Annotated in this window: 17 protein-coding genes and 1 pseudogene; 8 read left to right on the top strand and 10 right to left on the bottom strand. The window is 71.3% G+C overall.

Features of this window, described 5'->3' with window-relative positions:
- Positions 1 to 12 precede the first annotated feature (12 nt).
- On the top strand, positions 13 to 4,836 hold the full coding sequence (locus tag ACI2LP_RS23660) for a hypothetical protein (RefSeq protein ID WP_404726507.1): 4,824 nt from the start codon (positions 13 to 15) through the stop codon (positions 4,834 to 4,836).
- 582 nt (positions 4,837 to 5,418) lie between these two features.
- On the opposite strand, the gene ACI2LP_RS23655 is transcribed toward ACI2LP_RS23660, so the two are convergent.
- Positions 5,419 to 5,865, bottom strand: a complete 447-nt coding sequence (locus ACI2LP_RS23655) for a hypothetical protein (RefSeq protein WP_404726506.1) — start codon at positions 5,863 to 5,865, stop codon at positions 5,419 to 5,421.
- Between the two features lie 408 nt (positions 5,866 to 6,273).
- Between ACI2LP_RS23655 and ACI2LP_RS23650 the strand changes: the two genes are divergently transcribed.
- The 4 genes from ACI2LP_RS23650 to ACI2LP_RS23635 are packed head-to-tail and all read left to right on the top strand — an operon-like array spanning position 6,274 to position 10,521.
- Positions 6,274 to 9,069 carry a nitrate- and nitrite sensing domain-containing protein gene (locus ACI2LP_RS23650; protein ID WP_404726505.1) on the top strand — a complete coding sequence of 932 codons (2,796 nt, stop codon included), beginning with the start codon at positions 6,274 to 6,276 and terminating at the stop codon, positions 9,067 to 9,069.
- The gene (locus ACI2LP_RS23645) at positions 9,066 to 9,521 is read left to right on the top strand and encodes a roadblock/LC7 domain-containing protein (protein WP_404726504.1); all 456 of its coding nucleotides are present in this window, start codon (positions 9,066 to 9,068) and stop codon (positions 9,519 to 9,521) included. Before ACI2LP_RS23650 ends, ACI2LP_RS23645 begins: the two co-directional genes overlap by 4 nt.
- A gap of 9 nt (positions 9,522 to 9,530) precedes the next feature.
- Positions 9,531 to 9,935: a DUF742 domain-containing protein gene (locus ACI2LP_RS23640; RefSeq protein WP_404726503.1), complete on the top strand. Its 405-nt coding sequence runs from the start codon at positions 9,531 to 9,533 to the stop codon at positions 9,933 to 9,935.
- A complete protein-coding gene (locus ACI2LP_RS23635) occupies positions 9,916 to 10,521 on the top strand; it encodes an ATP/GTP-binding protein (protein ID WP_360884646.1) in 606 nt (201 codons plus the stop codon). Before ACI2LP_RS23640 ends, ACI2LP_RS23635 begins: the two co-directional genes overlap by 20 nt.
- 153 nt (positions 10,522 to 10,674) lie before the next feature.
- Here ACI2LP_RS23635 and glpK read toward each other — a convergent pair whose 3' ends face one another.
- The 6 genes from glpK to ACI2LP_RS23605 form a co-directional block, all read right to left on the bottom strand.
- Positions 10,675 to 12,186, bottom strand: a complete 1,512-nt coding sequence (glpK, locus tag ACI2LP_RS23630) for a glycerol kinase GlpK (RefSeq protein WP_404726502.1) — start codon at positions 12,184 to 12,186, stop codon at positions 10,675 to 10,677.
- 30 nt (positions 12,187 to 12,216) lie between these two features.
- Entirely contained in the window at positions 12,217 to 12,978 is a 762-nt protein-coding gene (locus ACI2LP_RS23625; protein WP_404726501.1) for an MIP/aquaporin family protein, read from the bottom strand.
- 40 nt (positions 12,979 to 13,018) lie between these two features.
- A complete protein-coding gene (locus ACI2LP_RS23620) occupies positions 13,019 to 13,156 on the bottom strand; it encodes a hypothetical protein (RefSeq protein ID WP_404726500.1) in 138 nt (45 codons plus the stop codon).
- Positions 13,157 to 13,265: 109 nt separating this feature from the next.
- On the bottom strand, positions 13,266 to 14,456 hold the full coding sequence (locus tag ACI2LP_RS23615) for a lipid-transfer protein (RefSeq protein WP_404726499.1): 1,191 nt from the start codon (positions 14,454 to 14,456) through the stop codon (positions 13,266 to 13,268).
- Complete coding sequence (locus ACI2LP_RS23610) at positions 14,453 to 14,884, bottom strand: Zn-ribbon domain-containing OB-fold protein (protein WP_404726738.1); 432 nt, start codon at positions 14,882 to 14,884, stop codon at positions 14,453 to 14,455. The genes ACI2LP_RS23615 and ACI2LP_RS23610 overlap by 4 nt, the downstream gene beginning before the upstream one ends.
- A 57-nt stretch (positions 14,885 to 14,941) precedes the next feature.
- Positions 14,942 to 15,781: a M15 family metallopeptidase gene (locus ACI2LP_RS23605; RefSeq protein WP_404726498.1), complete on the bottom strand. Its 840-nt coding sequence runs from the start codon at positions 15,779 to 15,781 to the stop codon at positions 14,942 to 14,944.
- A 60-nt stretch (positions 15,782 to 15,841) separates the two neighbouring features.
- Here ACI2LP_RS23605 and ACI2LP_RS23600 point away from each other — a divergent pair, with 60 nt between their 5' ends.
- A complete protein-coding gene (locus ACI2LP_RS23600) occupies positions 15,842 to 16,345 on the top strand; it encodes an NUDIX domain-containing protein (RefSeq protein ID WP_404726497.1) in 504 nt (167 codons plus the stop codon).
- 288 nt (positions 16,346 to 16,633) lie between these two features.
- Here the strand turns inward: ACI2LP_RS23600 and ACI2LP_RS23595 are convergent, their stop codons facing one another.
- Positions 16,634 to 18,985: a glycoside hydrolase family 31 protein gene (locus tag ACI2LP_RS23595; protein ID WP_404726496.1), complete on the bottom strand. Its 2,352-nt coding sequence runs from the start codon at positions 18,983 to 18,985 to the stop codon at positions 16,634 to 16,636.
- Between the two features lie 216 nt (positions 18,986 to 19,201).
- Here ACI2LP_RS23595 and ACI2LP_RS23590 point away from each other — a divergent pair, with 216 nt between their 5' ends.
- Both ACI2LP_RS23590 and ACI2LP_RS23585 read left to right on the top strand, forming a co-directional pair.
- Positions 19,202 to 21,190, top strand: coding sequence for an acetoacetate--CoA ligase (locus tag ACI2LP_RS23590; protein ID WP_404726495.1), 1,989 nt, complete (start codon positions 19,202 to 19,204; stop codon positions 21,188 to 21,190).
- Between the two features lie 207 nt (positions 21,191 to 21,397).
- A pseudogene (locus tag ACI2LP_RS23585) lies at positions 21,398 to 22,143 on the top strand (hypothetical protein).
- Between the two features lie 68 nt (positions 22,144 to 22,211).
- On the opposite strand, the gene ptsP reads toward ACI2LP_RS23585, so the two are convergent.
- Positions 22,212 to 23,882: a phosphoenolpyruvate--protein phosphotransferase gene (ptsP, locus tag ACI2LP_RS23580; RefSeq protein WP_404726494.1), complete on the bottom strand. Its 1,671-nt coding sequence runs from the start codon at positions 23,880 to 23,882 to the stop codon at positions 22,212 to 22,214.
- 76 nt (positions 23,883 to 23,958) lie between these two features.
- Positions 23,959 to 24,414: a PTS glucose transporter subunit IIA gene (locus ACI2LP_RS23575; protein ID WP_404726493.1), complete on the bottom strand. Its 456-nt coding sequence runs from the start codon at positions 24,412 to 24,414 to the stop codon at positions 23,959 to 23,961.
- Between the last annotated feature and the right edge of the window lie 450 nt (positions 24,415 to 24,864).

Below are 24,864 nucleotides of genomic sequence, written 5' to 3'. Positions count from 1 at the left end.
GAGTCCGCCGCCATGTACGAGCTGTCCCGGGTACGCCTCTACTCCATCGGGCCCGCCGGTGCGCGCTATGCCGACACCGTGCTGGACCTGCGCGGAGTCGGCGAACCGGTGCCCCATCCCGCCCCCACCCAGGCGGAGTTCTTCGAGGAGGAGCCGGTCGGCCCGCCGCGCCGCCCCGCGCCCGCCGGCGTGCTCTTCCTGGAGAACGGCGGCGGTAAGTCCGTACTGCTGAAGCTGATCTTCTCGGTGATGCTCCCGGGCCACCGCAACACCCTCGGCGGCGCCAGCTCCGGCGTGCTGCGCAAGTTCCTGCTCGCCGACGACTGCGGCCATGTCGCCCTGGAGTGGCAGCACACGCTCACCGGCGAGCTGGTCGTGGTCGGCAAGGTCAGCGAGTGGCGCGGGCGCCAGGTGTCCAACGACCCGCGGAAGTTCGCCGAAGCCTGGTACTCCTTCCGGCCAGGCCCCGGGCTCAGCCTCGACTCGCTGCCCGTCGCCGAGTCCACGGCCGTCCGCCCGCCCGTGGAGGGCGCCTCGGGCGCGCAGGGCCGTCGCCGCACGATGAAGGGCTTCCGGGACGCCATCACCGAGGCGGGCAAGGCGTATCCGCACCTCGATGTGTACTGGGAGGAGATCCACGACCGCTGGAACGAGCACCTGGGCGACGTGGGTCTCGACCCCGAACTCTTCCGCTACCAGCGGGAGATGAACGCCGACGAGGGCGAGGCGGCGGGGCTCTTCGCGGTCAAGAAGGACTCCGACTTCACCGATCTGCTGCTGCGCGCCGTCACCGACACGCGCGACACGGACGGGCTCGCCGATCTCGTCGGCAGCTTCGGCAACAAGCTCGGCCGCCGCGCCGAACTGACCGCCGAGCGCGACTTCACGGCCGGTTCGGTCGATCTGCTCGGCCGGATCGTGGAGGCGGCCGAGGCCCGCACCAGGGCGCGGGACATCCACGCGGGCGCGGAGCGCCGCACGCGTACGCTCGCGCGCCGTCTCTCGGCCCGCGCCGCCGAGGAGCGGGGGCGTGCGGCCGAGCTCGCCCAGCAGGTCACCGCCGCCTCGCACACCGTGACCGAGGCGGAGCAGGCCCGCAGCCGCGGCTCGCTGATCGCCGCGGAACTGGCCTACCGGCACGCCTCGTTGGCGCTGACCGTCGCGGAGAAGGGCGCGAGTGCCCAGCGCCGCGAACTGACCGACGCGCGCACGCTGCACTCCGCCTGGCAGGCAGCGGAGGCCGTACTGCGCCACCGCGCCGCCGGGGACCGCTCCGTGCGTGTCGCCGCGGCGATCCGCGAGGCCGAGCGGGACGCGGCCCCGGCGCTCGCCGCCCGCGCCAAGGCCGCCGCCGACCTGGTCCGCGCGCTGCACTCCGCGGCGGCGGACGGCGAGCGGGTGGCCAACGAGGAGGAGGAGCGTTCCGCCGCCCTCCAGGAGGCGGGCGAGGCCGCCCACCGCGATGCGACGGCCGCGGCCACGGAGGCGCAGCGCGCCCGCAGCGAGATCGGTCATCTGCGGCAGCGGCTGAGCGAGGTCGAGCAGGAGACGGCCGAGGCGGTACGGGCGGGCTGGCTGGACGACACGGCGCCGGACGCCGACCCGGCGAGGGCCGCGCTGGCGGCGAGCGACGCGGAGAAGACGGCGGTCGCGGGGTGGGACACGGCCCGCGAGGCCGCGCGCACGACGGCGGATCGCGCGAAGGACGCGGCCGCGGCGGAGGCTCGCGCGGAACTGGCGGCGGCCCGCGCGTCGGACGCGGCGCTGGCCGCCGACAACGCGTACGAGGCGGAGCGACGCGCGGCGGACTCGATCGCCCAGGACGAACGCCTGGCGGAGCTGCTGAGCCTGCCGCCGGCGGTGCACGCGACGGTGCCGTCGCCACGCCGGGCCGCGGCGGCGGACGGCCCCTCGCCGGAAGGCCTCGGGCAGGAGCGCCGGGCAAGCGAGGACGGCACCGAGGCGGCCGATGCATCGGACGGCAGCCTCGCGGACGGCACGGGCGAGGGGCGCGACGCCGTCGTCGCGAGCGACCGAACGGCCCGTACCGGCGAGGGGCCGGACTCCGCGAACGGTAGCCCACACCCCACCACACCCTCCCGTACCGCCGAAGAGCCCCTCTCCGCCGAGGAGTTGGACCGGTACGCCGACGAGCTGCGCGAGGTCCTCGACCAGCACGTCGCCTCCGCCGAGCGCCAGCTGTTCGACCTGCGCACCGCTGCCGCCGACGACGCCCGCATCCTAGGAGCGCTCGGCGACGGTGGCCTCCTGCCGCCCGGACCCGACGTCCTCGCGACCGTCGAGTACCTCGGTGAGCACGGCATCCCGGCCCTCCCCGGCTGGCGCTACCTGGCGCAGGCCGTCGACCCGGCCGACCACGCCGCCGTGCTGGCCACCCGGCCCGAGCTGGTCGACGGTGTGGTGATCACCGATCCGGCCTCGCACGCCCGCGCACGCGACATCCTTGCCGGGGCCGCGCTGTTGCCCCGCTCCACCGTGGCCGTCGGCACGGCCGCCGCGCTGCTCGCGCCGGTGCCGAGCCCCGGCACGGGCGGCGCAGGGGACGGGGACGTGTTCCTCGTACCGCCGAACCCGGCCATGCACGACGAGCACGCCGCCGACGAGGAGCGGCACGCGCTGCGGGCCCGGGCCACCGCGCGGGACGAGGAGATCCGTGCGCTCGCGGCGCGGCTCGCCGGGGACCGTTCGCTCGCCGCCCGCCTCGGCTCGTGGCGGGCGGAGTGTCCGCCGGGCATGCTCGCCGAGCTCGCGCAGGGTGCGCAGGCCGCGAGCGAAGCCGCCGAAGAAGCAGACGCCGCGCTCGCCGAGGCCCGTACCGTGCGCGCCGAGGTGGACGAGGCCGCGGCCGACGCCGCCCGAGTCCGCGACGAGCGACAGGACGCGGCCCAGCGCGCCCGTCGGGCCGCCGACGCGCTCGCGGGCCTGGCCTTCCGGCTCCGCGAGCGCGCGGGCTGGCAGCTGAAGCTGCGTGAACTGGCCGACGACGCGGCCGAGTCCGAGGCCCGGGCCGCGACCTGCCTGGAGCGGGCGAAGGCCGCCGACGAGGACCGTCGGGCCGCCCAACGCGCGGGGGACGACGCCCGTCGCACCGCCCGCGCGCTGCGCGCCGAGCGTGCCGAGATCGCCGGTGCGCCCGAGACACTGCCGGAGGCTGACGAGAACGCACCGCGTCACGCGCTGCCCGCCCTGCGCGAGGCGTACCGGGCCGCATCGCAGCTGTACGAAAAGGTGGGAGTCGGCGCGGACCTGCGCGCCGAGCAGGCCAGAGCCGAGAGCGACGAGAGCGCCGCCCTCGCTGAACTCGACCGGCTCACCAACAAGGTCCGCACCCGGGCCGCCCAGCTCCTGGAGGGCACCGACGGCGCCGACGGGCCGTCCCGCCAGGCGGCGGCCGCGCGCGCGGAGTCACTCGTACAGATGCTGGAGTCGCGTGCGTCGGAGGCGAGCGAGAAGCTGGGCAGGCTCCGCGGCGAAGCCGAGCGACTGGCCCCTGCCGACGGCCAGTCGCACACCGAGCTCCCCGAGGAGCTGGTGCCGGCCGACGCCGAGCAGGCGCAGGCCCTGCTGCGCACGGCCACGGCGGAACTGGCGTCGCGGACCGATGCGTTGGAGACGGCCCGGGCCGCCCACGCCGGACTGCTCCAGGCGCACCGGGTCGCCGAGGACGCGACAGGCGGCTTCGACGAGACCGCCGCGCTCCTGCGGGACCTGCTGCGGGAGCACCACGACGAGGAGGGTCCGGAAGCGCCCGAGCCCTACCCCGGCACCCTGGAGGAGGCGCGGCACTCGGCCGCCGAGGCCCGCCGCTCACTGCGCGGCTGCGCCACCGATCTGTCCGCCGCCGAGGCCGCCGTGCGGGAAGCGAGCGACATCCTCGTACGGCACGCCAACTCCAGCCGGTACGAGCAGGTGCGCACCCCTGCGCGCCAGCAGATTCGCGAGCTGCCCGCCGCGGCGCTGCCTGAGCACGCCGCGAAATGGGCGGAGGCCTTCGCCCCTCGGCTGCGGGTGCTGACAGACGAGCTCCAGCAGTTGGAGCGCAACCGCGACACGATCGTGGACCGGCTGCGCGGGCTGGTGGAGTCCGCGCTGACGACGCTCCGTTCGGCGCAGCGGCTGTCCCGTCTGCCGGAGGGGCTCGGCGAGTGGTCGGGGCAGGAGTTCCTGCGGATCCGCTTCGAGGAGCCGGACCAGACGACGCTCGCCGAGCGGCTCGGCGAGGTCATTGACGAGGCGACCCGGGCTGCCGTGAAGAAGAACTCCGCGGCGGCGTACGGGGAGGGGCGCCGGGACGGGATGTCCCTGCTGTTGCGCGGCGTTCAGGCGGCGCTGCAGCCGAAGGGCATCGCGGTGGAGATCCTCAAGCCGGACGCGGTGCTGCGGGCGGAGCGGGTCCCGGTCGGGCAGATGGGCGACGTCTTCTCCGGCGGCCAGCTGCTCACCGCGGCGATCGCCCTGTACTGCACGATGGCCGCGCTCCGCAGCAACGACCGCGGCAGGGACAAGCACCGGCACGCCGGTACGCTCTTCCTCGACAATCCGATCGGCCGCGCCAACGCGACGTATCTGCTGGAGCTCCAGCGGGCGGTCTCGGATGCGCTGGGCGTCCAACTGCTCTATACGACGGGCCTCTTCGACACCACGGCCCTCGCCGAATTCCCGCTGGTCATCCGGCTGCGCAATGACGCGGACCTGCGCGCGGGCCTGAAGTACATCAGCGTCGAAGAACACTTGCGGCCCGGTCTGCCGCAGCAGGACCCGACGTGCGAGACGGTCCACGGCGAAATCACCGCGACGCGGATGTTCAAGCGGTAACCGGGCCCCGGGGTACGGGGGTCGGCGGTGCGGGTCTTGGGTTTGTCCGGTGTGCCGGGTCCGCGGGTGCGGGCGTCCGCTTGTCCGGGGTGCCCGGGTCCGTGGGTGCGGGGGTCCGCGGTGCGGGTCTTGGGCCGTCCGGTGTGCCCGGTCCGCGGGTGCGGGGGTCCGCGGTGCCGGTCTTGGGCCGTCCGGTGTGCCCGGTCCGCGGGTGCGGGCCTGGGGCCGCTCCGGGGCTCGAATTCTGGACTGCTTTCCTCACCGCGCTTCGCGCGAGCTGCGCCGCTTTACGTCCAGAACACGACCCCTACGCGTCCCCCTGCACGGCAACGCTCACGGGCACCCCCGCGTGCAACTGTGCCGCGAGGCCACCGCAACGGCGGGCTCGTACATCCAAGCCGCGAAGCTGGCGAATCGGCAACGACGGGTCCCTATATCCGCGCCGCGAAGCTGGCGTATCGGGGTGTGGGGGCGTCAGCCCCCACGTACTCCTTCCCCCGGCAGGGGGTCTGGGGGCGTCCCCCAGTTTCGGGAAGGGGCGGGGTGGGGGGGGCAAAAGCGCCCGCACCCCGGGCCCGGACGTCAACCCGTCGCCGACAGCCGCCTGCCCGGCTCCCTTCGCCGTATCCGCGCACTCTCACGCGCCGCCGCTCGCGCCGTCTTCCGCGCCCTGCGGCGCTCCCGGCGCAACTGCCGTGCCGTGCTGCTGGGCATGGACACCACGCCATTGCGCTGGTTCCACACCTGGCGGGTCACCCATACGTCCAGCACCGCCCACGTCGCCACCACCGTGCTGGCCACGCTGCTGAGCACCATCGGGAACGCCAGCCACGACCCCGCCAGCGTGCACAGGAACGCGATCATCGCCTGAATCATCGTCAGCGATGCGATGATCACCGCCCGCACGGCCGCCGAACGGACCGGCTCGGCCATGCGCCGTCGCACAGCCGGCTCCTCCACCCAGAGCTGACGCGGGACTTCCGCATAACCCGCCGCCTGCACCCCGCTGCGACGCTCGTCCGTGTCCATGGACCCTGTCACTCCCACCTCTGTCCGACTTCAGGGTGGCTGCCCGGAATCCGCTGCCTTACTCCGGCCGCTGCGGCGCCGCATCGAATGCGGCGAACCCCCGTGCCCCTGCCGACGTACACAGCCCCCGTACACAAGGACGATTGACCGGGTCGGATGATTCCCGCGGAGCGAAGAATTCCAGCCATCTACGACGGTCCGAAAGATGACGTGCCGCCAGGTGTACTGCGGGACTGCCGGGAATGCCATCTCCCCGAATACCAGGACAACCCATGATCAACACGTCTGTTGTCGGCCGAAAATAGTCCGGACGTGCCTTCGAGTTGTCTGTGTGACAGTAGTAGGCTCACGCCGTTTGTTGACGGAGGAACGCCACCCGCACCGGGCGGGTTTGAGCAGGGGGAGGCCATGCGCTTTCGCGGGAAGTCCATCCGCCGGAAGATCGTGGCGTTGTTGCTGGTGCCGCTTGTCTCCCTCACCGCCCTGTGGGGCTTCGCCACCGTACTGACCGGTCGGGAGGCCAATCAGCTTCTCGACGTCACTTCCGTTGTGGAAGAAGTCGGTGATCCGGTCGCGGACACCGTCGGCGTCATCCAGAGAGAACGCCGTCAGACGCTCATCTACCTTGCGGACCGCCGGGCTTCGGACGCGCTGCCCAATCTGCGTCGCGAGCGCGAGGCGACCGACAAGGCCATCGCCAAGATCAAAACGAATATGGGGAAGCCCGGAGTCCGCGACGACATGCGCTCCGACAGCTCCCATGAACTCAACTCGCTTCTCGAAGCACTCGACGGTCTTGGCGCCCTGCGCCGCTCGGTCGAGACGGGCACCGTCTCCCGCACTCAGGCACTGGAGTACTACAACCGCCTCGTCGACCCCTGCTACAGCTTCCTGCTGACGCTCCACGCACTCAACAACGCGGAGATGGAACGGCAGGCCCGAGCCCTCGTCGGCCTCGCCCGCGCTCTCGAAATGCTTTCCCGTGAAGACGCGTTGATCGCCTCCTCCCTCGTCACACGCAATGTCACGGCAGCCGAGATCCGCGCGCTCTCCGACTTCGTCGCCAAACGCGAGCTGTACTACGAGACCAATCTCGAAGTCCTGCCCGCCGGCGAACGCGAGATCTACAGGCAGTACTGGCGCAGCCCCAAGACCGCCCCTCTGCGCAACGCCGAGGAACGCCTCATCACGGCAGGCCCCGTCGAGAAGACGGGCGCATCGGAGGCATCGCGCTGGCAGGCGGCCGCCACCCCCGTCATCGACGACCTCGGCCGCGAGGCCAAGGACGCCGGCGTGCGCTACCAGGACCGCTTCAAGCCCGCCGCGTACAGCGTCTTCGTCAAGGCCGGGGTCGCCGGCGTGCTGGGCTTCCTCGCTCTCCTCGTCTCGGTGATCGTCTCCGTACGCATCGGCCGTGACCTGGTACGCGACCTCTCCCGGCTGCGCAAGGAGGCCCACGAGGTCTCCGGCGTACGGCTGCCCAGCGTGATGCGGCGGCTCGCCGCGGGTGAGCATGTCGACGTGGAGACCGAGGCGCCGCGTCTCGACTACGACTCGGACGAGATCGGCCAGGCGGGCCAGGCGCTCAACACCCTTCAGCGCGCCGCGGTCGAGGCAGCCGTCCGGCAGGCCGACATGCGGCGCGGGGTCTCCGAGGTCTTCGTCAACCTCGCCCGCCGCAACCAGGTGCTGCTGCACCGTCAGCTGACGCTCCTCGACACGATGGAGCGCCGCACGGAGGACACCGAGGAACTCGCGGACCTGTTCCGCCTCGACCACCTCACCACCCGTATGCGGCGGCACGCCGAGGGCCTGGTGATCCTCTCCGGTGCCGCCCCGTCCCGCCAGTGGCGCAAGCCGATCCAGCTGATGGACGTCGTACGGGCCGCGGTCGCCGAGGTCGAGGACTACGAGCGCATCGAGGTGCGCCGGCTACCGCGCATCGGGGTCGGCGGCCCGGCCGTCGCCGACCTCACCCACCTCATCGCCGAACTCCTGGAGAACGCCACGGTGTTCTCGCCCCCGCACACCGGCGTCCAGGTGCACGGCGAGCGGGTCGCCAACGGCTTCACCCTCGAAATCCACGACCGCGGTCTCGGCATGGCCCCCGAGGTGCTCCTCGACGCCAATCTGCGGCTGGCGGAGACCCCGGAGTTCGAGCTCTCGGACACCGACCGGCTCGGCCTCTTCGTCGTCAGCCGGCTCGCCCAGCGGCAGAACGTCCGCGTCTCGCTGCAGCCTTCGCCGTACGGAGGGACCACCGCGGTCGTCTTCATACCCGCGGCCCTGCTCACCGAGGCCCCCGAGACCCAGGGCACCGGCTTCCGCCTCGACCGCAAGAGCGAGAGTGCTGCCGGACGGCGCGGCAGTGACGGCAAGCTCTCGGCGCTCGCCAAGGTGCCCACCGGTCTCGGCGGCTCCGCACTGCTCGACGGGCCCGTCGAACTGGAGCCGCCCGTTGGCGCGTTGGGCTTCGACGACCGGACGGTGCTCGGCGGTGTCGACCCCATGACCGGTGTCGACGCGATCAGCGGGGACGGCGACATCGATGACACCGAGAGCGAGCGTGGCGGAATCTTCCGGGCCCGGGCCCGCGACCGGCGGCGTCAGGCCCCGGACGAGCAGCACCAGCAGGCGCTGGACCAGATGCCCGAGCGGCTGCCGGGACCGGTGCCACTGCCCCGCCGCAAGCCGCCGACCCTGGTCACCGACCACGGCCGCAGGGTGGACGAACGGGGCCGTACCCACCCGGCTCCGGCGCCCGGGCCGGGCCACGCCGACGAACCCGCGCTCGCGCCCGCCCCGGAGCCACGTCCGGAACCACGTGCCGAGCCGCGCCATGCGCCCTGGCCCGCACCGGCCCCGGCGGCTCCCGCGCCCACGCCCGCGCCCAAGAAGGCCCCGTTGACCGACCAGGCATCCACGTCCGAGCCTGCCCCGTTCGACGGCCTGCCCCGTCGCGTCCGCCAGGCCAGCCTCGCCCCCCAGCTCAGGGAGGGCACCGCCGCCGACCAGACGTCGGCCCCGGCCGCGGAGCAGGACATCGAGCGCGACGCGGAACAGGTACGCAACCGTATGGCTTCCATGCAACGAGGCTGGCAGCGCGGCCGCCGCCAGAACGCCGAAGAGGCCGAAACCACCGACCAGGCCACCGGCCCCGGCGAGACCGCACCAGGAACGACTTTCGAGGGGGACGGTCGATGACCGCACCGCATGCCGCAGCACCGGGCGCCCTGGGCGCCACGCCGACCGCCAAGGGAGCAGGCGAGCTCAACTGGCTTCTCGACGAACTCGTCGACCGGGTGGCCACCATCCGCAATGCACTGGTGCTCTCCGGTGACGGCCTCGCCACCGGCACCTCCCGTGACCTGACCCGCGAGGACGGCGAGCACCTTGCCGCCGTGGCCTCCGGATTCCACAGCCTCGCCAAGGGTGTCGGCCGCCACTTCGAGGCGGGCCGGGTCCGCCAGACCGTCGTGGAGCTGGACGAGGCCTTCCTCTTCGTCACGGCGGCGGGCGACGGCAGCTGTCTGGCCGTCCTCGCCGACGCGGACTCCGACGTCGGCCTGGTGGCGTACGAGATGACGCTGATGGTCAAGCGGGTCGGAGTCCACCTGTCCACCGCGCCACGGACCGGTCAGGCCGCCGGAGGGTGAGTGTGGGGCATGAGTGACTCGGCTCAGCACGCTCAGCAGCAGCGCCACTTCTTCGACGCCGACGCGGGTCCGGTGGTCCGTCCGTACGCGATGACCCGCGGCCGGACGAGCAGCGCGACCCGCCACCGCCTTGATCTGATCGCCCTGGTGGTACCGGAGGCCGCGGCCGACGACCCCGGCCGCGACCAGTCGCTCTCGCCGGAGCATGTGGAGATCGTCGAGCGGTGCGGCGACACCCCACAGTCGATCGCCGAACTGGCGGCCACCCTGGACCTCCCGGTCGGAGTGGTACGCGTCCTGGTCGGCGATCTCGTCGAGGACGCGCTGGTCCACGTAACCCGTCCCGTTCCGCCGGCCGAACTGCCGGACGTGAGCATTCTCCGCGAGGTGATCAATGGTCTTCGGGCGCTCTAGCCGCCGAAAGCCGCTTGTCGAGCCGGTGACCCTGAAGATCCTGGTCGCGGGCGGGTTCGGCGTCGGCAAGACGACCCTGGTGGGTGCGGTCAGCGAGATACGACCGCTGCGCACCGAGGAGGCGTTGAGCGAGGCGGGCCGGCCCGTCGACGACATCGAGGGCGTCGAGAGCAAGACGACCACTACGGTGGCCATGGACTTCGGGCGCATCACGCTCCGCGAGGACCTGGTGCTCTATCTCTTCGGCACACCGGGGCAGGACCGCTTCTGGTTCCTCTGGGACGAGCTGGCGCAGGGGGCGCTGGGCGCGGTCGTGCTCGCGGACACCCGCCGCCTGGAGGACTCCTTCGCGGCCATCGACTACTTCGAGCGCCGTGCCATTCCGTTCACTGTCGCCGTCAACTGCTTCGAAGGCGCAGGCCGTTTCCCCGGTGAGACGGTGCGGGCCGCCCTCGACCTGGACTCCGAGGTGCCGCTGCTGATGTGCGACGCGCGTGAGCGCGAGTCCGCCAAGGAGGTGCTGGTCGCGGTGGTGGAGCATGCGCTGGCCCGCGCCGACCGGCAGCGCGAGCATGCCACGACCTGACGCGGCGGACAGAGCAGGACACGGCCCGTACCCCCACCGACTGGGGTACGGGCCGTGAGCCTTTCGGCGTTGCAGGCCTACGAGGTCCGCCGTGCAGGCTTACGAGGTCGGCCTTGCAGGCTTACGAGGTCGGTGTCGGGGGGCCTACGAGGGTCACGCCCCGTCCTCCTCGTGCCAGCCGAAGCTCCGCTCCACCGCCTTGCGCCAGTTGTGGTACTCGCGCTCGCGCACATCGGCCTCCATACGCGGCGACCACTCCACATCGCGCCGCCAGTGCGCCTTGAGCTCGTCGAGGTCCGACCAGACGCCGGTGGCGAGCCCCGCCGCGTACGCAGCCCCCAGACATGTCGTCTCGGAGACCTTCGGCCGGATCACCGGCACCCCCAGCACATCCGCCTGATGCTGCATCAGCAGATTGTTGGCCGTCATGCCGCCGTCGACCTTGAGCGTGGTGATCTGCACCCCGGAGTCCTGGTACATCGCGTCGACGACCTCACGCGTCTGCCAACTGGTGGCCTCCAGCACCGCCCTCGCCAGATGCCCCTTGGTGACGTACCGGGTCAGGCCGGTGATGACTCCGCGCGCGTCGGAGCGCCAGTACGGGGCGAAGAGCCCGGAGAAGGCGGGCACGATGTACGCACCGCCGTTGTCGTCCACGCTCGCCGCCAGCGTCTCGATCTCGTCGGCGCTGCGAATGATGCCCAACTGGTCCCGGAACCACTGCACCAGCGCACCGGTGATGGCGATCGAGCCCTCGAGACAGTAGACCGGTGCCTCGTCGCCGATCTTGTAGCCCAGCGTGGTGATCAGTCCGCTCTTGGACGGCACGGGCCGATTGCCGGTGTTCAGGAGCAGGAAGCTGCCGGTGCCGTACGTGTTCTTGGCCGTGCCTGTGTCGTAGCAGGCCTGTCCGAAGATCGCGGCCTGCTGGTCGCCGAGCGCCGAGGCCACCGGCACGCCCGCGAGCTGGCCGACCGCCGTCCCGTACACCTCCGCCGACGACCTGATCTCCGGGAGCACCGCCTGCGGGACGTTCATCGCGGAGAGGATCGCCGGATCCCATTCGAGGGTCTGGAGATTCATCAGCATGGTGCGCGACGCGTTGGTCACATCCGTGACATGGACCCCGCCCTCCGTGCCGCCCGTGAGGTTCCAGATCAGCCAGGAGTCGATGGTGCCGAAGGCGATCTCGCCGCGCTCGGCCCGGCTGCGCAGCCCGGGCACATTGTCCAGCAGCCAGGCCGCCTTGGGCCCGGAGAAGTAACTGGCGAGCGGCAGCCCGGTCGCGTCGCGGAAACGGTCCTGTCCGTCCGTGCCCCCCAGCTCGTTGCAGAGCCCGGAGGTACGGGTGTCCTGCCAGACGATCGCGTTGTGCACGGGCTTTCCGGTCGACCGGTCCCAAAGAACCGTCGTCTCCCGCTGGTTGGTGATGCCGAGCGCGCTGAGCTGGTCGGCGCGCAGCCCCGCCTTGGCGATCGCCCCCGCCACCACCGCCTGCACCTTGGACCAGATCTCGGTGGCGTCGTGCTCCACCCAGCCCGGCTTGGGGAAGATCTGACGGTGCTCACGCTGGTCGACGGCGACGATCGCGCCGTCCTGGTTGAAGATGATGCAGCGGCTGGACGTGGTGCCCTGGTCGATTGCGGCGACGAACTTGTCCGTCATGACGTCCCCTTGTCAATGAGGCCGGAAGGCCTAGAAGGCTGCGTTGAAGATGAGGCCGGCCAGCAGCCCGCCGATAACGGGTCCGGCCACCGGCACCCAGGCGTAACCCCAGTCGGAGGTGCCCTTGTTGGGGATCGGCAGCAGTGCGTGGGTGATGCGTGGTCCCAGGTCACGGGCCGGGTTGATGGCGTAACCCGTCGGTCCGCCGAGCGACAGACCGATGCCCACGACCAGCAGCGACACCAGCAGGATGGAGATGCCCGAGCCGTAGATCCCGGCGTTCTGCCCGGGTATCTGGCCGATGCCGATGCCGTCGTTCTTGCCGAAGGCGAGAATCGGCAGCACCAGGCCGATCGTCGCGATGATCTCGGTGATCAGGTTGGCCACGGGATTACGGATCTCCGGCCCGGTCGAGAAGATCCCGAGCGTGGGCTGCGCGTTCGCCGTGTCCGCATTGGCCCGGAACTGCGCGAAGTAGACGAGATAGGCCAGTACGGCGCCGAGGATCGCGCCGACCATCTGCGCCAGGATGTAGAGCGGGACCTTGCTCCACTCCCCGGTGTCGACGGCGACGCCCAGCGTCACGGCCGGATTGAGATGCCCGCCCGACAGCGGTGCTGCGGTGTACGCGCCCGCCAGCACGCCGAAGCCCCAGCCGAAGGCGATGACGACCCAGCCCGCGGCCTTTGCCTTGGAGTGATGGAGCGTGACGGCGGCGCAGACGCCCGCGCCGAAGAGGATGAGTATCGCGGTGCCGATGACCTCACCGACGAAAATGTCTCCGTTGCTCATGGCGGCTCCTAGGCCCTCGCCCGGGGCCGGGCCCCGGTACTCAGTGCAGGGTGCTTGCTCCATGGCATGCCATGGCTACGGAGCCGGAGGCAGCGGAGTCCGCGCCCTGCCCGGCGTCCGTGACGAGCATGGTGAGCGTGCCGAAGTGCGGCGATGCCGACGAAGAGGCAGTGTTCACCGGCCGTGATGGGGCGTCAAGGTCGTTGACATCAAGTGCAGTTCACGGCCGATGCGTTTGACACGCTAGCGGGGAACGTAAGGCAGCGGGAGTACGCCTCGAAGGTTCTTCAGCGAATGGCCACGATCGCCGAACCATGGCCGAAAAGCCCCTGGTTCGCGGTGATTCCGGTGCTGGCACCCGGCACCTGGCGCTCTCCGGCAGTGCCCCGCAACTGCCAGGTCAGCTCGCAGACCTGGGCGATGGCCTGGGCGGGCACCGCCTCACCGAAGGAGGCGAGGCCGCCGCTGACGTTCACCGGGATACGGCCGCCGAGCGCGGTGGCGCCCTCGCGCACCAGCTTGGCGCCCTCGCCGGTCCCGCACAGGCCGATGTCCTCGTACCACTCCAGCTCGAGCGCGGTGGAGAGGTCGTACACCTCGGCGAGCGAGAGGTCCTCGGGGCCGATGCAGGCCTCCTCGTACGCGGCCCGGGCGATGGAGGCCCGGAAGGAGTCCGGCGACGGTGCCACGACGGCTGCCGAGTCGGTCGCGATGTCCGGGAGGTCGAGTACGGCCTTCGGGTACGTCGGTGTGACGGTGGAGACCGCGCGGATACGGACCGGGTCGGCGGCACCGTGCCGGCGCGCGAAGTCCATGCTCGACAGCACCAGTGCGGCCGCGCCGTCGGACGTCGCGCAGATGTCGAGCAGCCGCAGCGGATCGGCGACGACGGCGGAGGCGGCGACGTCCTCGGCCGAGACCCTTGTGCGGTAGCGGGCGTTGGGGTTGAGCGCACCGGCCGCCGCGTTCTTCACCTTGACCAGGGCGAAGTCCTCGGGGGAGTCGCCGTACAGGGCCATACGGCGGCGGGCGTAGAGCCCGAAGTAGGCGGGGTTGGTCGCGCCGAGCAGCCGGAAGCGCAGCCAGTCGGGATCGTCGGGCCGCTCGCCTCCGGCCGGTGCGAAGAAGCCCTTGGGCGCCGAGTCCGCGCCCACCACCAGGACGACGTCGGCCAGGCCGGCCAGGATCTGCGCGCGTGCGGTGCCGATCGCCTGCGCTCCGGAGGCGCAGGCCGCGTAGACGCTGGTGACGCGTGCCCCCTGCCAGCCCAGTGCCTGCGCGAAGGTCGCCCCCGCCACATACCCCGGATAGCCGCAGCGCACGGTGTCCGCGCCGACCACCGACTGCACGTGCCGCCAGTCGATTTCCGCGTCGGCGAGCGCGGCTCTGGCCGCCGCCGTCCCGTACTGGACGAAACTGCGGCCCCATTTGCCCCAGGGATGCATTCCGGCCCCGAGGACCGCCACATCGCCGGTCATGAAGCCACCCCCACGGGCCGCCAGTGCCAGGTCGTCCAGATCGTGCCCGGGTCCTCGTTCAGCACGCCCGGCACGACCTCGACCTCCATCCCGACCGCGAGATCGGCGACCGTCACGCCGGGCACGGCCTGCCCGAGGACCACCATGCGCTCGGCCTCGAGCTCGACGGCGAGGAGCGTGTACGGCTCCCACTCGGCGGCCGGATCGGAGACATACGGCGCGGGCGGGCGGTAGCGCCCGTCCGTGTACGACCACACCCGGCCCCGCTTGGACAGGGGTACCTCCACCAGTTCCCCGCCCCCGCACGCCGGGTTGCGGCAGAACGAGTCCTCGCGCGGGAAGAAGACGGACGAACAGGCCGTACAGCGGGTGCCGAGCAGTTGGAAGTCCTCCTCACCGCCTTCCTGTGTGAACCATCCGGCCACCACGGGCCGCTGCGGCGCGCTCGTCAAGGTCCCTCCCCGGCACAGTGATCTGACGGTACGTCAGAAGTGTGCCACGGATCGGTGATTTCCGGCGACCGACCGCGAAGAGACGGGGAAGTCGAAGTAGGTGTCAGGGAACGGCTCCGGTTTGTAGGTGAAGTGCCACCACTCCTCAGGCAGATTCACAAAGCCGAGCGCGCTCAGCGTGCTCTTGAGGAGCTGCCGGTTGGCGCGCTGCTCGCCCTGGATCCTGGGGTCGTCGGTGTGTGACAGCGTGTCGAAGCAGTCGAAACCGGTCCCCATGTCCACGGAATTGTCCGGGAAGCGCGCGGACCTGGGCGCGTAGCAGGGGATGAGGGGCTCGCCCGGGATGTACGGCCTGGTCGGCAGTGCCGGGAGCTTGACGATGGTGAGGTCGACCGTGCTGCCACGGCTGTGCCCGGACTTCTCGGCGATATAACCGTCCGCGAACAGACGCGACTTGTCGACGTGTGGATAGAACTCCTTTTTCATGGCCTCGTCCTCGAGGTCCTTTGCCCACCGTACGAAGTGGTCGACGGCCCGCTGGGGCCGGTAACAGTCGTACACCTTCAGTGAGTAGCCCTGCCGCAGCAGCCTCTGCTGCGCCCGGTGAAGCGCCTGCGCGGCAGGCTGCGTGAGGATGCAGAGCGGTTGGCGATAACCGTCGATCCGCTCGCCCACGAAGTTGTGCGGGGTGATGTAGCGCAACTCCTGAATGATCGTCCGGTCCACAGTGCACAGCGCCACGAACTCGCGAGGCGCCGTGGGCTCCGAGTGGGACCGGGCGGCGGGGGCTGCTGCCGCGGTGGACGCGGTGACGGCGAGCAGGGCGGCGGCCGTCGCGACGAGGGTGCGGAAGGCGGAAGCAAGTCCTGTCATGAGCACATCGTCCATCAGTTCCCGGCCCTGTGGGAAAAGGTGATCCGATACAGTCCGCGCGTGCCCAAGGACTCCCACTGCGCCAACTGCGGAGCGCCGTACGGCCCGGTCACCGACTGGCCCCGCACCTGCGCGGCCTGCGGCGACACGGCCTACCGCAACCCACTGCCCGTCGCCGTCGCGCTACTGCCCGCGCGGTCGGCGGACGGAACCGGACTGGTCGTCATCACCCGCACGATCGACCCCGGACGCGGAGGCGTCGCGCTGCCGGGCGGCTTCATCGACCATGCCGAGGAATGGCAGCAGGCGGTCGTCCGGGAACTCAGGGAGGAGACCGGCATCGACGTGTCCCCCGCCGAGGTCCGCCTCGCGGACGCCCTCAGCTCCCCGGAGAGCCACTTGCTCCTGTTCGGCCTGCTGCCGGAACGGGACGCGACGACACTCCCGCCCCCGCGCCAGACGGACGAGACGACGGGCTGGCACCTGCTGCACGCGCCGACGGAATTGACGTTCCCGCTGCACACGATCGCGGCGAGGCGATGGTTCGACGGTCACTACAACTAGGGAGAAAAGCCCCTCCGGCGATTGAGGAGCTGGGGGTCCGGGGGCGGAGCCCCCGGGTTCGGCAGCACGGCCCCGCCCACCCCGACCGCGCCCCCCAGCCCCCCCAACCCCCCCCCCCCAACCCCCCCCCCCGCGGGGGGGGCCCCCCGCCCCGGGGGGGGGCCCCCCCCCGCACCCCCCCCCCCCCCCCCCCCCCCCCCCCCGCGGGGGGGGGGCGGGGGGGGGGGGGGGGGGGGCCCCCCCCCCCCCGGTTCGGCAGCACGGCCCCGCCCACCCGGACCGCGCCCCCTAGCCCCCCAACCCCCGCACCCTCACCCGCCAGCGCGGCGGCCCCGAGCCCTCGGGCCGCTTGTGCTTCACCACGACCCGGCCGTCCACCAGACGCGTCGTGTACCGCTCCACCTCCGCCGCCTCCCAGCCGTCGCCCACGTCCGGGACCACCAGGCCGCCGCCCTTGCGCCCCTCCGCCGGCGCCCAGACCTCCAGCTCCATCGCGCCGTCCGCGCCCCGCACCGGTATCACCGCACCACCCCGTGCCAGCACCGGGATACGTGACAGGGGCGCGTCCACAAGCACCTGCCCGGGTCCGTCGTACGCCCGCTCCGTCGCCGTGTCGTACCACCGCCCCCGCGGCAGCCGCACCGCCCGCCGGTCCGTGCCGGGCTCCAGTACCGGCGCGACCAGCAACGCGTCCCCGAGCAGAAACGCGTCCTCGCAGTCGCGCAGCACCCTGTCCTGCGGGGCGCCCCACCACAGCGGCCGCGCATAGGGCGCCCCGGTCAGCCGGGCCAGCTGGGCCAGCGTGACGAAGTAGGGCAGCAGCCTCTCCCGCTCGACGAGCGCGGCCCTCGCATGGGCGAGCACCTCGGGCCCGAATTCCCACGGCTCCCTGCGCCCCGCGTCGATCGCCGCATGCGTACGGAACAGCGGCAGCTGCGCACCCAGCTGGAACCAGCGCAGATACAGCTCGGGCGACGGACTGCCGTCGAAGCCGCCGATATCGGGACCGGAGTACGGCACGCCGCACAGCCCGAGCCCCAGTACGAGCGAGAGCGAGGCGCGGAGCCCCGGCCAGCCGGTGGACACATCACCGGACCAGGTGCCCCCGTACCGCTGCATACCCGCCCAGCCGGAGCGGGAGAAGAGAAACGGCCGTTGCTCGGGGCGCAGCCGACGCAGTCCCTCGTACCCCGCACGCGCCATCGCAAGGCCGTACAGATTGTGCGCCTCCCGGTGGTCGCCCCCCTTCCCGTCCAGCGCGTGCCGGGCGGACCGCGGCAGCGTCATGTCGCCGAAGGGAGTGAAGGACACCGGCTCGTTCATGTCGTGCCACACCCCGGAGAAGCCCTGCGCGAGCCGCTCCTCGTACCGCTCGCCCCACCACCGGCGCACCGCCGGATCGGTGAAGTCCGGATAGACGCAGTCGCCCGGCCACACGACGCCCCGCACCTCCCGCCCCTGGGCGTCGCGCACGAACGCCCCCGCCGCGGACCCGCTGTCGTACATCGCGTTCCCGCGCTCCGCCTTCACCGCCGGGTCGACGATCGAGACCGTGCGCACCCCCTCTTCGCGCAGATCCTTCGCCAGCCCCGGCAGGTCCGGGAAGCGCTCCCGGTCCACGGTGAAGACCTGAAACGCGTCGTAGTGGTCGATGTCGAGATGGACCGCGGACAGCGGCAGCTCCCGCTCCCGGTAACCGGCCACGATCCGGCGCACTTCCCGCTCGCTGCCGAACCCCCACCGCGCGTGCTGCGGGCCGAGCGCCCAGGACGGTGGCACCGCGGGCGGGCCCGTCAGCCGGGTCCAGCCGCGCAGCACCCGCGCCGGCGTGCCCACCACCACCCAGCAGCGCAGCGGCCCGCCGTCCATGCGCACCTCGCTGGTGCCGGGGCGGTCGTGCCCGGAGCCGGCGCCCTCCTCGCCCTCCCACAGGGTGACCCGGCCGTCCCAGGAGTTGTCGTGGAAGGCGAGATGCGTGCCCGCGTCGGCGACCACCAGCTGGACCGGCATGGTGATGTACAGCGGATCGTCGTCGGGGCCGAAGGCGCCCCGGGGATCGGTGTTCCACAGCCGGTAGCTGCCGTTCCGCAGCCGGGGACCGGACGCCCGGCCGCCGAGCCCGAAGAAGCGTGCGTCCGCGGGCACTTCGGTCCGCTGCACCCACCGCGCCGGCCCGCCCTGCACCGGCTCCCACCAGCGCGGTGGCAGATCCCGGCGCAGTACGACACCGCCGGGCGTGCGGATCTCCACGGCACCGTGCCGGGACACCTCCACCGTCACCCGCTCCGAAACCACTCGCCAGCCGCCGTCCTTGTCGGGCTCCAGCTCCGCCCGCGGATCCGGCTGAGGGGAGCCTGCGAGGGCGTACGAAGGTTCGGGCCCGGCGCCGTCCCAGCCCCAGAAGACCGCACCGCCCGCCGTGACCCGGATAAGCAGTTCAGAACGGGCGAACCTGACGATCCCGCCCCCCGGCAGCGGCTCGGCCCCGTCCACCAGGCCGGGCACTCTGGCTCGCTCCGCCCCTCTCGACGGCAACCCCCGGGCGTCGGTCCGCCACTGCCGCCAGGCCGAGCGTGCCGCGCGCACCCCCTGCACCGTTCCGAAGATCCTCACCGAGCGCACCAGACCACGACCGTTCATGCAGCTCAGCCTGCCATCCGGCCGAGGTCGCGCGGGGTTTGTTCAACTCCCGTTCACCCGTGGTGAGACCACATATTCCATGGCGCGACCATGGGTGGGGAGCCCTGGTGCGAAAGACGATCACATGGCATCGTCCCTGTCAGCCGCGTCACGCGCACACCCCGCACGTGCGCGCGACACACGCAGACACCGCGTAGAGCCACCCGGGAGCCGTCCATGACCTCAGCAGCGAACCCTGCCCCCCTGTGGCAGCCGGACCCCGAGCGCATCGCCGCCGCGAGGATCACCGGCTTCCAGGCCTGGGCCGCCGAACGCCACGGGGCACCCGCCGAGGGCGGCTACGCGGCGCTGCACCGCTGGTCCGTCGACGAGCTCGAGACCTTCTGGCAGGCGGTCGCCGAGTGGTTCGACATCCGGTTCTCCACTCCGTACGAGCGCGTCCTCGCCGACCCCGCCATGCCCGGGGCCCGGTGGTTCCCCGGCGCCACCCTCAACTACGCCGAGCACGCGCTGCGCGCCGCCGAGGACCGCCCCCACGATCCGGCACTGCTCCATGTGGACGAAACACATGAGCCGACCCCGATCAGCTGGTCCGAGCTCCGCCGCCAGGTGGGCGCGCTCGCCGCCGAACTGCGCGCTCTCGGCGTACGCCCAGGGGACCGGATCAGCGGCTATCTGCCCAACATCCCGCAGGCCGTCACCGCTCTGCTCGCCACCGCGGCCGTCGGCGCGGTGTGGACCTCCTGCGCCCCCGACTTCGGCGCCCGCAGCGTCCTCGACCGCTTCCAGCAGGTCGAGCCCGTCGTCCTGTTCACCGTCGACGGCTACCGCTACGGCGGCAAGGAGCACGACCGCACCGAGACCGTCGCCGAGCTCCGCCGCGAACTTCCCACCCTGCGCGCGGTGATCCACATCCCGCTGCTCGGCAGCGAGGCCCCCGAGGGCGCACTCGAATGGTCCGCGGTGACCTCGGGCGACACGGAAGCCGCCTTCGAGCAGGTGCCCTTCGACCACCCGCTGTGGGTCCTGTACTCCTCCGGCACGACCGGCCTGCCCAAGGCCATCGTCCAGTCGCAGGGCGGCATTCTGCTGGAGCACTTCAAGCAGCTCGGCCTGCACTGCGACCTCGGCCCCGAGGACCGCTTCTTCTGGTACACCTCGACCGGCTGGATGATGTGGAACTTCCTCGTCTCCGGCCTGCTCACCGGGACGACAGTCGTGCTGTACGACGGCAGCCCGGGCTTTCCCGACACCGGCGCCCAATGGCGTATCGCCGAGCGCACCGAGTCCACCCTCTTCGGCACCTCGGCGGCGTACGTCATGGCCTGCCGCAAGGCCGAGGTGCACCCGTCCCGGGACTTCGACCTCTCCCGGATCAAGTGCGTCGCAACCACCGGCTCCCCGCTCCCGCCCGACGGGTTCCGCTGGCTCCACGACGAGGTGGCGGACGACCTGTGGATCGCCTCGGTCAGCGGCGGCACGGACGTGTGCAGCTGCTTCGCCGGCGCGGTGCCCACCCTGCCCGTACACATCGGCGAACTCCAGGCCGCCTGTCTCGGCACGGACCTCCAGTCCTGGGACCCCCAGGGCAAGCCGCTCATCGGCGAGGTCGGCGAACTGGTCGTCACCAACCCCATGCCGTCCATGCCGATCCGGTTCTGGAACGACCCGGACGGCAGCCGCTACCGCGACAGCTACTTCGAGATGTTCCCCGGCGTCTGGCGGCACGGCGACTGGATCACGATCACCGACCGCGGCTCCGTCATCATCCACGGCCGCTCCGACTCCACCCTCAACCGCCAGGGCGTACGGATGGGCTCGGCCGACATCTACGAGGCCGTCGAACGACTCCCCGAGATCCGCGAATCGCTGGTCATCGGTCTGGAGGAGCCGAACGGCGGCTACTGGATGCCGCTCTTCGTGCACCTCGCCGAAGGGGCCGCCCTCGACGACGCGCTGCGTGCCCGCATCAAGAAGACGATCCGGGAGCAGCTCTCACCGCGCCATGTCCCGGACGACATCATCGAGGTCCCGGGCGTCCCGCACACACTGACCGGCAAACGCATCGAGGTCCCGGTGAAGCGCCTCCTCCAAGGCACGGCCCTGTCCAAGGCGGTCAACCCCGGCTCGGTGGACAACCTCGAACTGCTGCGCTTCTACGAGAACCTGGCACGCACGCGAACCTCGAGCCCCGCGGACGACTGAGGCCATCAAGCCCGTCCGCCCGGCTCAACCCGGTCCGGGCCGCGAAGCCGGCGCGCGGAGTCCCGGGGCCCCCGAATCAAGCCCGTCCGGCGATTGAGGACACGCGCGAAGCACGTATGTGGGGTCTCGGGGCATGCCCCCAGTTCATTGTCAGTGCCGTCGATTACGGTGAGTCACCAGTAGTCAGCAGCACGCCCAGGGGGAGAAATGGCGTACATCAAGCAGCCCAGGCAGCCCAAGCGACCCAGGTCGCCCAAGAACTCCAAGCCGTCCAAACAGTCCAGTCGCCAGCGGTCCAGGAACGACGCAGCCCTGCGGCGCACCCTTCGCCGCGAAGTCCCCAGCACCGTTGGCATCCTGGCGGACGAGCAGGACTTCACCGCGATGCGGCAGTACCGCACCTTCACCTTCGACGACCACCCGAGCTACCTCCGGCAGATCGAAGCCCTCCTCAAAACTCTCGCCACCGGTCAACTCCACACCACCGTCGCCCTCTTCGATCCCGACGACTTCGCGGAGTACTGCGCAGAAGCCGGACTCGAACCGGACACCGCCGCGAGCCGCAGCCGCTACACCGCCGAGATCGCCGGCCGCGGTACCAGCCTGGCGTACACGGGACAGCCGCTCGACGGCCTGCTGCCCCAGCTCATCAACAAGGCAGTCCGCCAAGCCACTTGGGAGTACGCGACGATGCTCCTCGCCGACCTCGGCGAGTGCGCCGACTGCGGCCAGGACGTCGGCCGTGCCGCCTTCGACCGGGCATCGCGCATCCTGATGCGGCTGCTCGAAGTGGCCGGACGAGGCAGACACCACCTCGTCCGCTCACCGCGGGCGAGGTGTTCAGCGCCTACTGCACCGACGTCGCCACCGGCGAACCACTGTCCCCCGAGCCCGGCGTCGAGTACTGCGCGGGCTTCGACATCACCACCGACGACCCGGATAACCACCACTGAACGTCGATGGGGCTTCCCACCGTCCGGCGGGAAGCCCCATCGATCACCTGCTGACCACTGCGTAACGGCTACTCGCCGGAGAGAACCGCCTGCGCGGCGACCCGCGCCTCCTCAGCGGTGTCCGTGGCGCGCGCCGCGAGGGCAGCCCGCTCGCACTGGGCAAGCGTGTATTTCGCCAGCGTCGCCCGCACATAAGGAATCGACGCCGCACCCATCGACAGCGAGGTCACACCGAGACCGGTGAGCACACACGCAAGCAGCGGATCGGAGGCAGCCTCACCACACACACCACAGCTCTTGCCCTCGGCCTTCGCGGCCTCGGCCGACACTGCCACCAGATCCAGCAACGCCGGCTGCCAAGGATCCTGCAGCCGGGAGACCGCACCCACCTGACGGTCGGCGGCGAACGTGTACTGCGCGAGGTCATTGGTGCCCAGCGACAGGAACTCCACCTCCTGCAGGATCGAACGCGCCCGCAGCGCGGCGGACGGGATCTCCACCATCGCGCCGAACTTCGCCTGCAGCCCGGCCTCACGGCATGCGTCGGCGAACGCCTTCGCGTCCGTACGGTCCGCCACCATCGGGGCCATGACCTCGAGGTACACCGGCAGCCCCTCGACGGCCTTGGACAGCGCCGTCAGCTGGGTACGTAGTACATCGGGGTGGTCGAGCAGCGTGCGCAGCCCGCGCACACCCAGCGCGGGGTTCGGCTCGTCGGCCGGAGTCAGGAAGTCGAGCGGTTTGTCCGCGCCGGCATCCAGCACACGCACGACCACCCGGCCCTCGGGGAATGCCTCGAGCACCTTGCGGTACGCCTCGACCTGCTTCTCCTCCGACGGCGCCGTCTTGCTGTCGTCGAGGAAGAGGAACTCCGTACGGAACAGCCCGACACCCTCGGCACCGGCCTCGACCGCGGCCGGAACATCGCCGGGCCCGCCGACATTGGCCAGCAGCGGCACCTTGTGCCCGTCGGACGTCTCACCCGGCCCACTGGAAGCGGCCAGCGCGGCCTTGCGCTCCGCCGCGGCCCGCTCCAGCCCACTCCGCTTCTCGTCGCTCGGCTCGACGAAGATCTCACCGGTGCTGCCGTCGACCGCGATCAACGTGCCCTCGGCCAGCTCGCAGGCCCCCGGCAGCGCCACCACCGCGGGCACCCCGAGCGCCCGCGCCAGAATCGCGCTGTGGCTGGTCGGCCCGCCCTCCTCCGTGACAAAACCGAGCACCAGGGTCGGGTCGAGCAGCGCCGTGTCCGCCGGCGCGAGATCCCGCGCGATCAGTACGTACGGCTCGTCGCTGTCCGGCACACCCGGCATCGGCACACCGAGCAGCCGCGCCACAATCCGGTTCCGCACGTCGTCCAGGTCCGCGACGCGTCCGGCCAGATACTCGCCCGCATTCGCCAGGAGCGCCCGGTACGCGGCGAACGCGTCGTACACCGCACGCTCGGCAGTGCTGCCGACGGTGATGCGCCGCTCCACGTCGGCCATGAGCTCCGGGTCCTGCGCCATCATGGCCTGCGCCTCGAGCACGTGCTGTGCCTCGCCACCCGCCAGATTGCCGCGAGCAATGAGGTCGGCCGCCACAGCCTCGACGGCCTGGCGGGCGCGCCCCTGTTCGCGCTCCGCATCCTGTGGCGGTATCTGCTTGGCCGGCGGCTCCAGAACCGCCGTGCCCATGTGCCGAACCTCGCCGATCGCCACACCGTGGCTTACGCCGACGCCTCGCAGCGTTGTCTCCATTTGACCCGTCTCCCTTTGAGCGACGGCCCGTGCCGCCGCGATGGATGTCCCACTCGCCGCCACCGCGGCGTCTGCATCACTGCCAGCTGAAGAGCTCGTCGCCGGCCTTCACGTCGCCGTCCTCACGGAGGTCGGAGAGGGAGTCGGCCGTGGCCTCGAGCGCCACGATCGGGCAGATGGGGGACTTGCCGGCGATCTCGACGTCCGACGGGTTCCAACGGACCACGGCCTGTCCCCGCTGAACCGTGTCGCCCTTGTTGACGAGCAGCTCGAAGCCCTGGCCATTGAGCTGAACGGTGTCGATACCGAGGTGCGTCAGCACGCCGCGCCCCTGGCCGTCGACGACGACGAAGGCGTGCGGGTGCAGGGAAATGATGACGCCATCAACGGGGGCGACGGCCTCCTGTGCCTCACGGACGGGATCAATGGCGGTGCCAGGACCGACCATCGCACCGGAGAACACCGGGTCCGGCACGGCCGCGAGTCCGATGGCACGTCCAGGAAGAGGGGACGTGACTGTGGTCGTGGTCATGGAGCCTCCCAGGGGTGGAGCTTGGTGAGTCGCCGTCGCTGCCCAGACCCGGACGGCGCGCTGTTCAGAAGGGTAAATCATGAGATGTCCTAGTTCCGCACGATAGTTACCAGTTCGCGGACCTAGGGGTGCACCGGAACGATTTGCCTCAACTCCCGGTGCCAGGTACTGTCGTACCCCTGCCTGGCCCCAACGCGACGTTGAGTCGGGGGTCGGCAGCACCTATCAAGCCGCGATCCTAACTGGTCTACACCTCTGCATGCTCGCAGGGCGGTGGTCAGGAGGAGCGAAAAGGCCTGATACAGTTTGGAAACACCGAAGGGAAGCGCCCGGAGGGCCCGATAAAAAGGGTCTGAAGGAAGCGTCCGTTCCTTGAGAACTCAACAGCGTGCCAAAAGTCAACGCCAGATATGTTGATACCCCGGCCTGTTTCGGCAGGTTCGAGGTTCC

Origin of the sequence: Streptomyces sp. NPDC019890 (assembly GCF_044903445.1) — a bacterium.
GTDB lineage: Bacteria > Actinomycetota > Actinomycetes > Streptomycetales > Streptomycetaceae > Streptomyces.
Note: the sequence above shows the minus strand (reverse complement) of the source record. Positions and strands in the feature narration are given on the sequence as shown.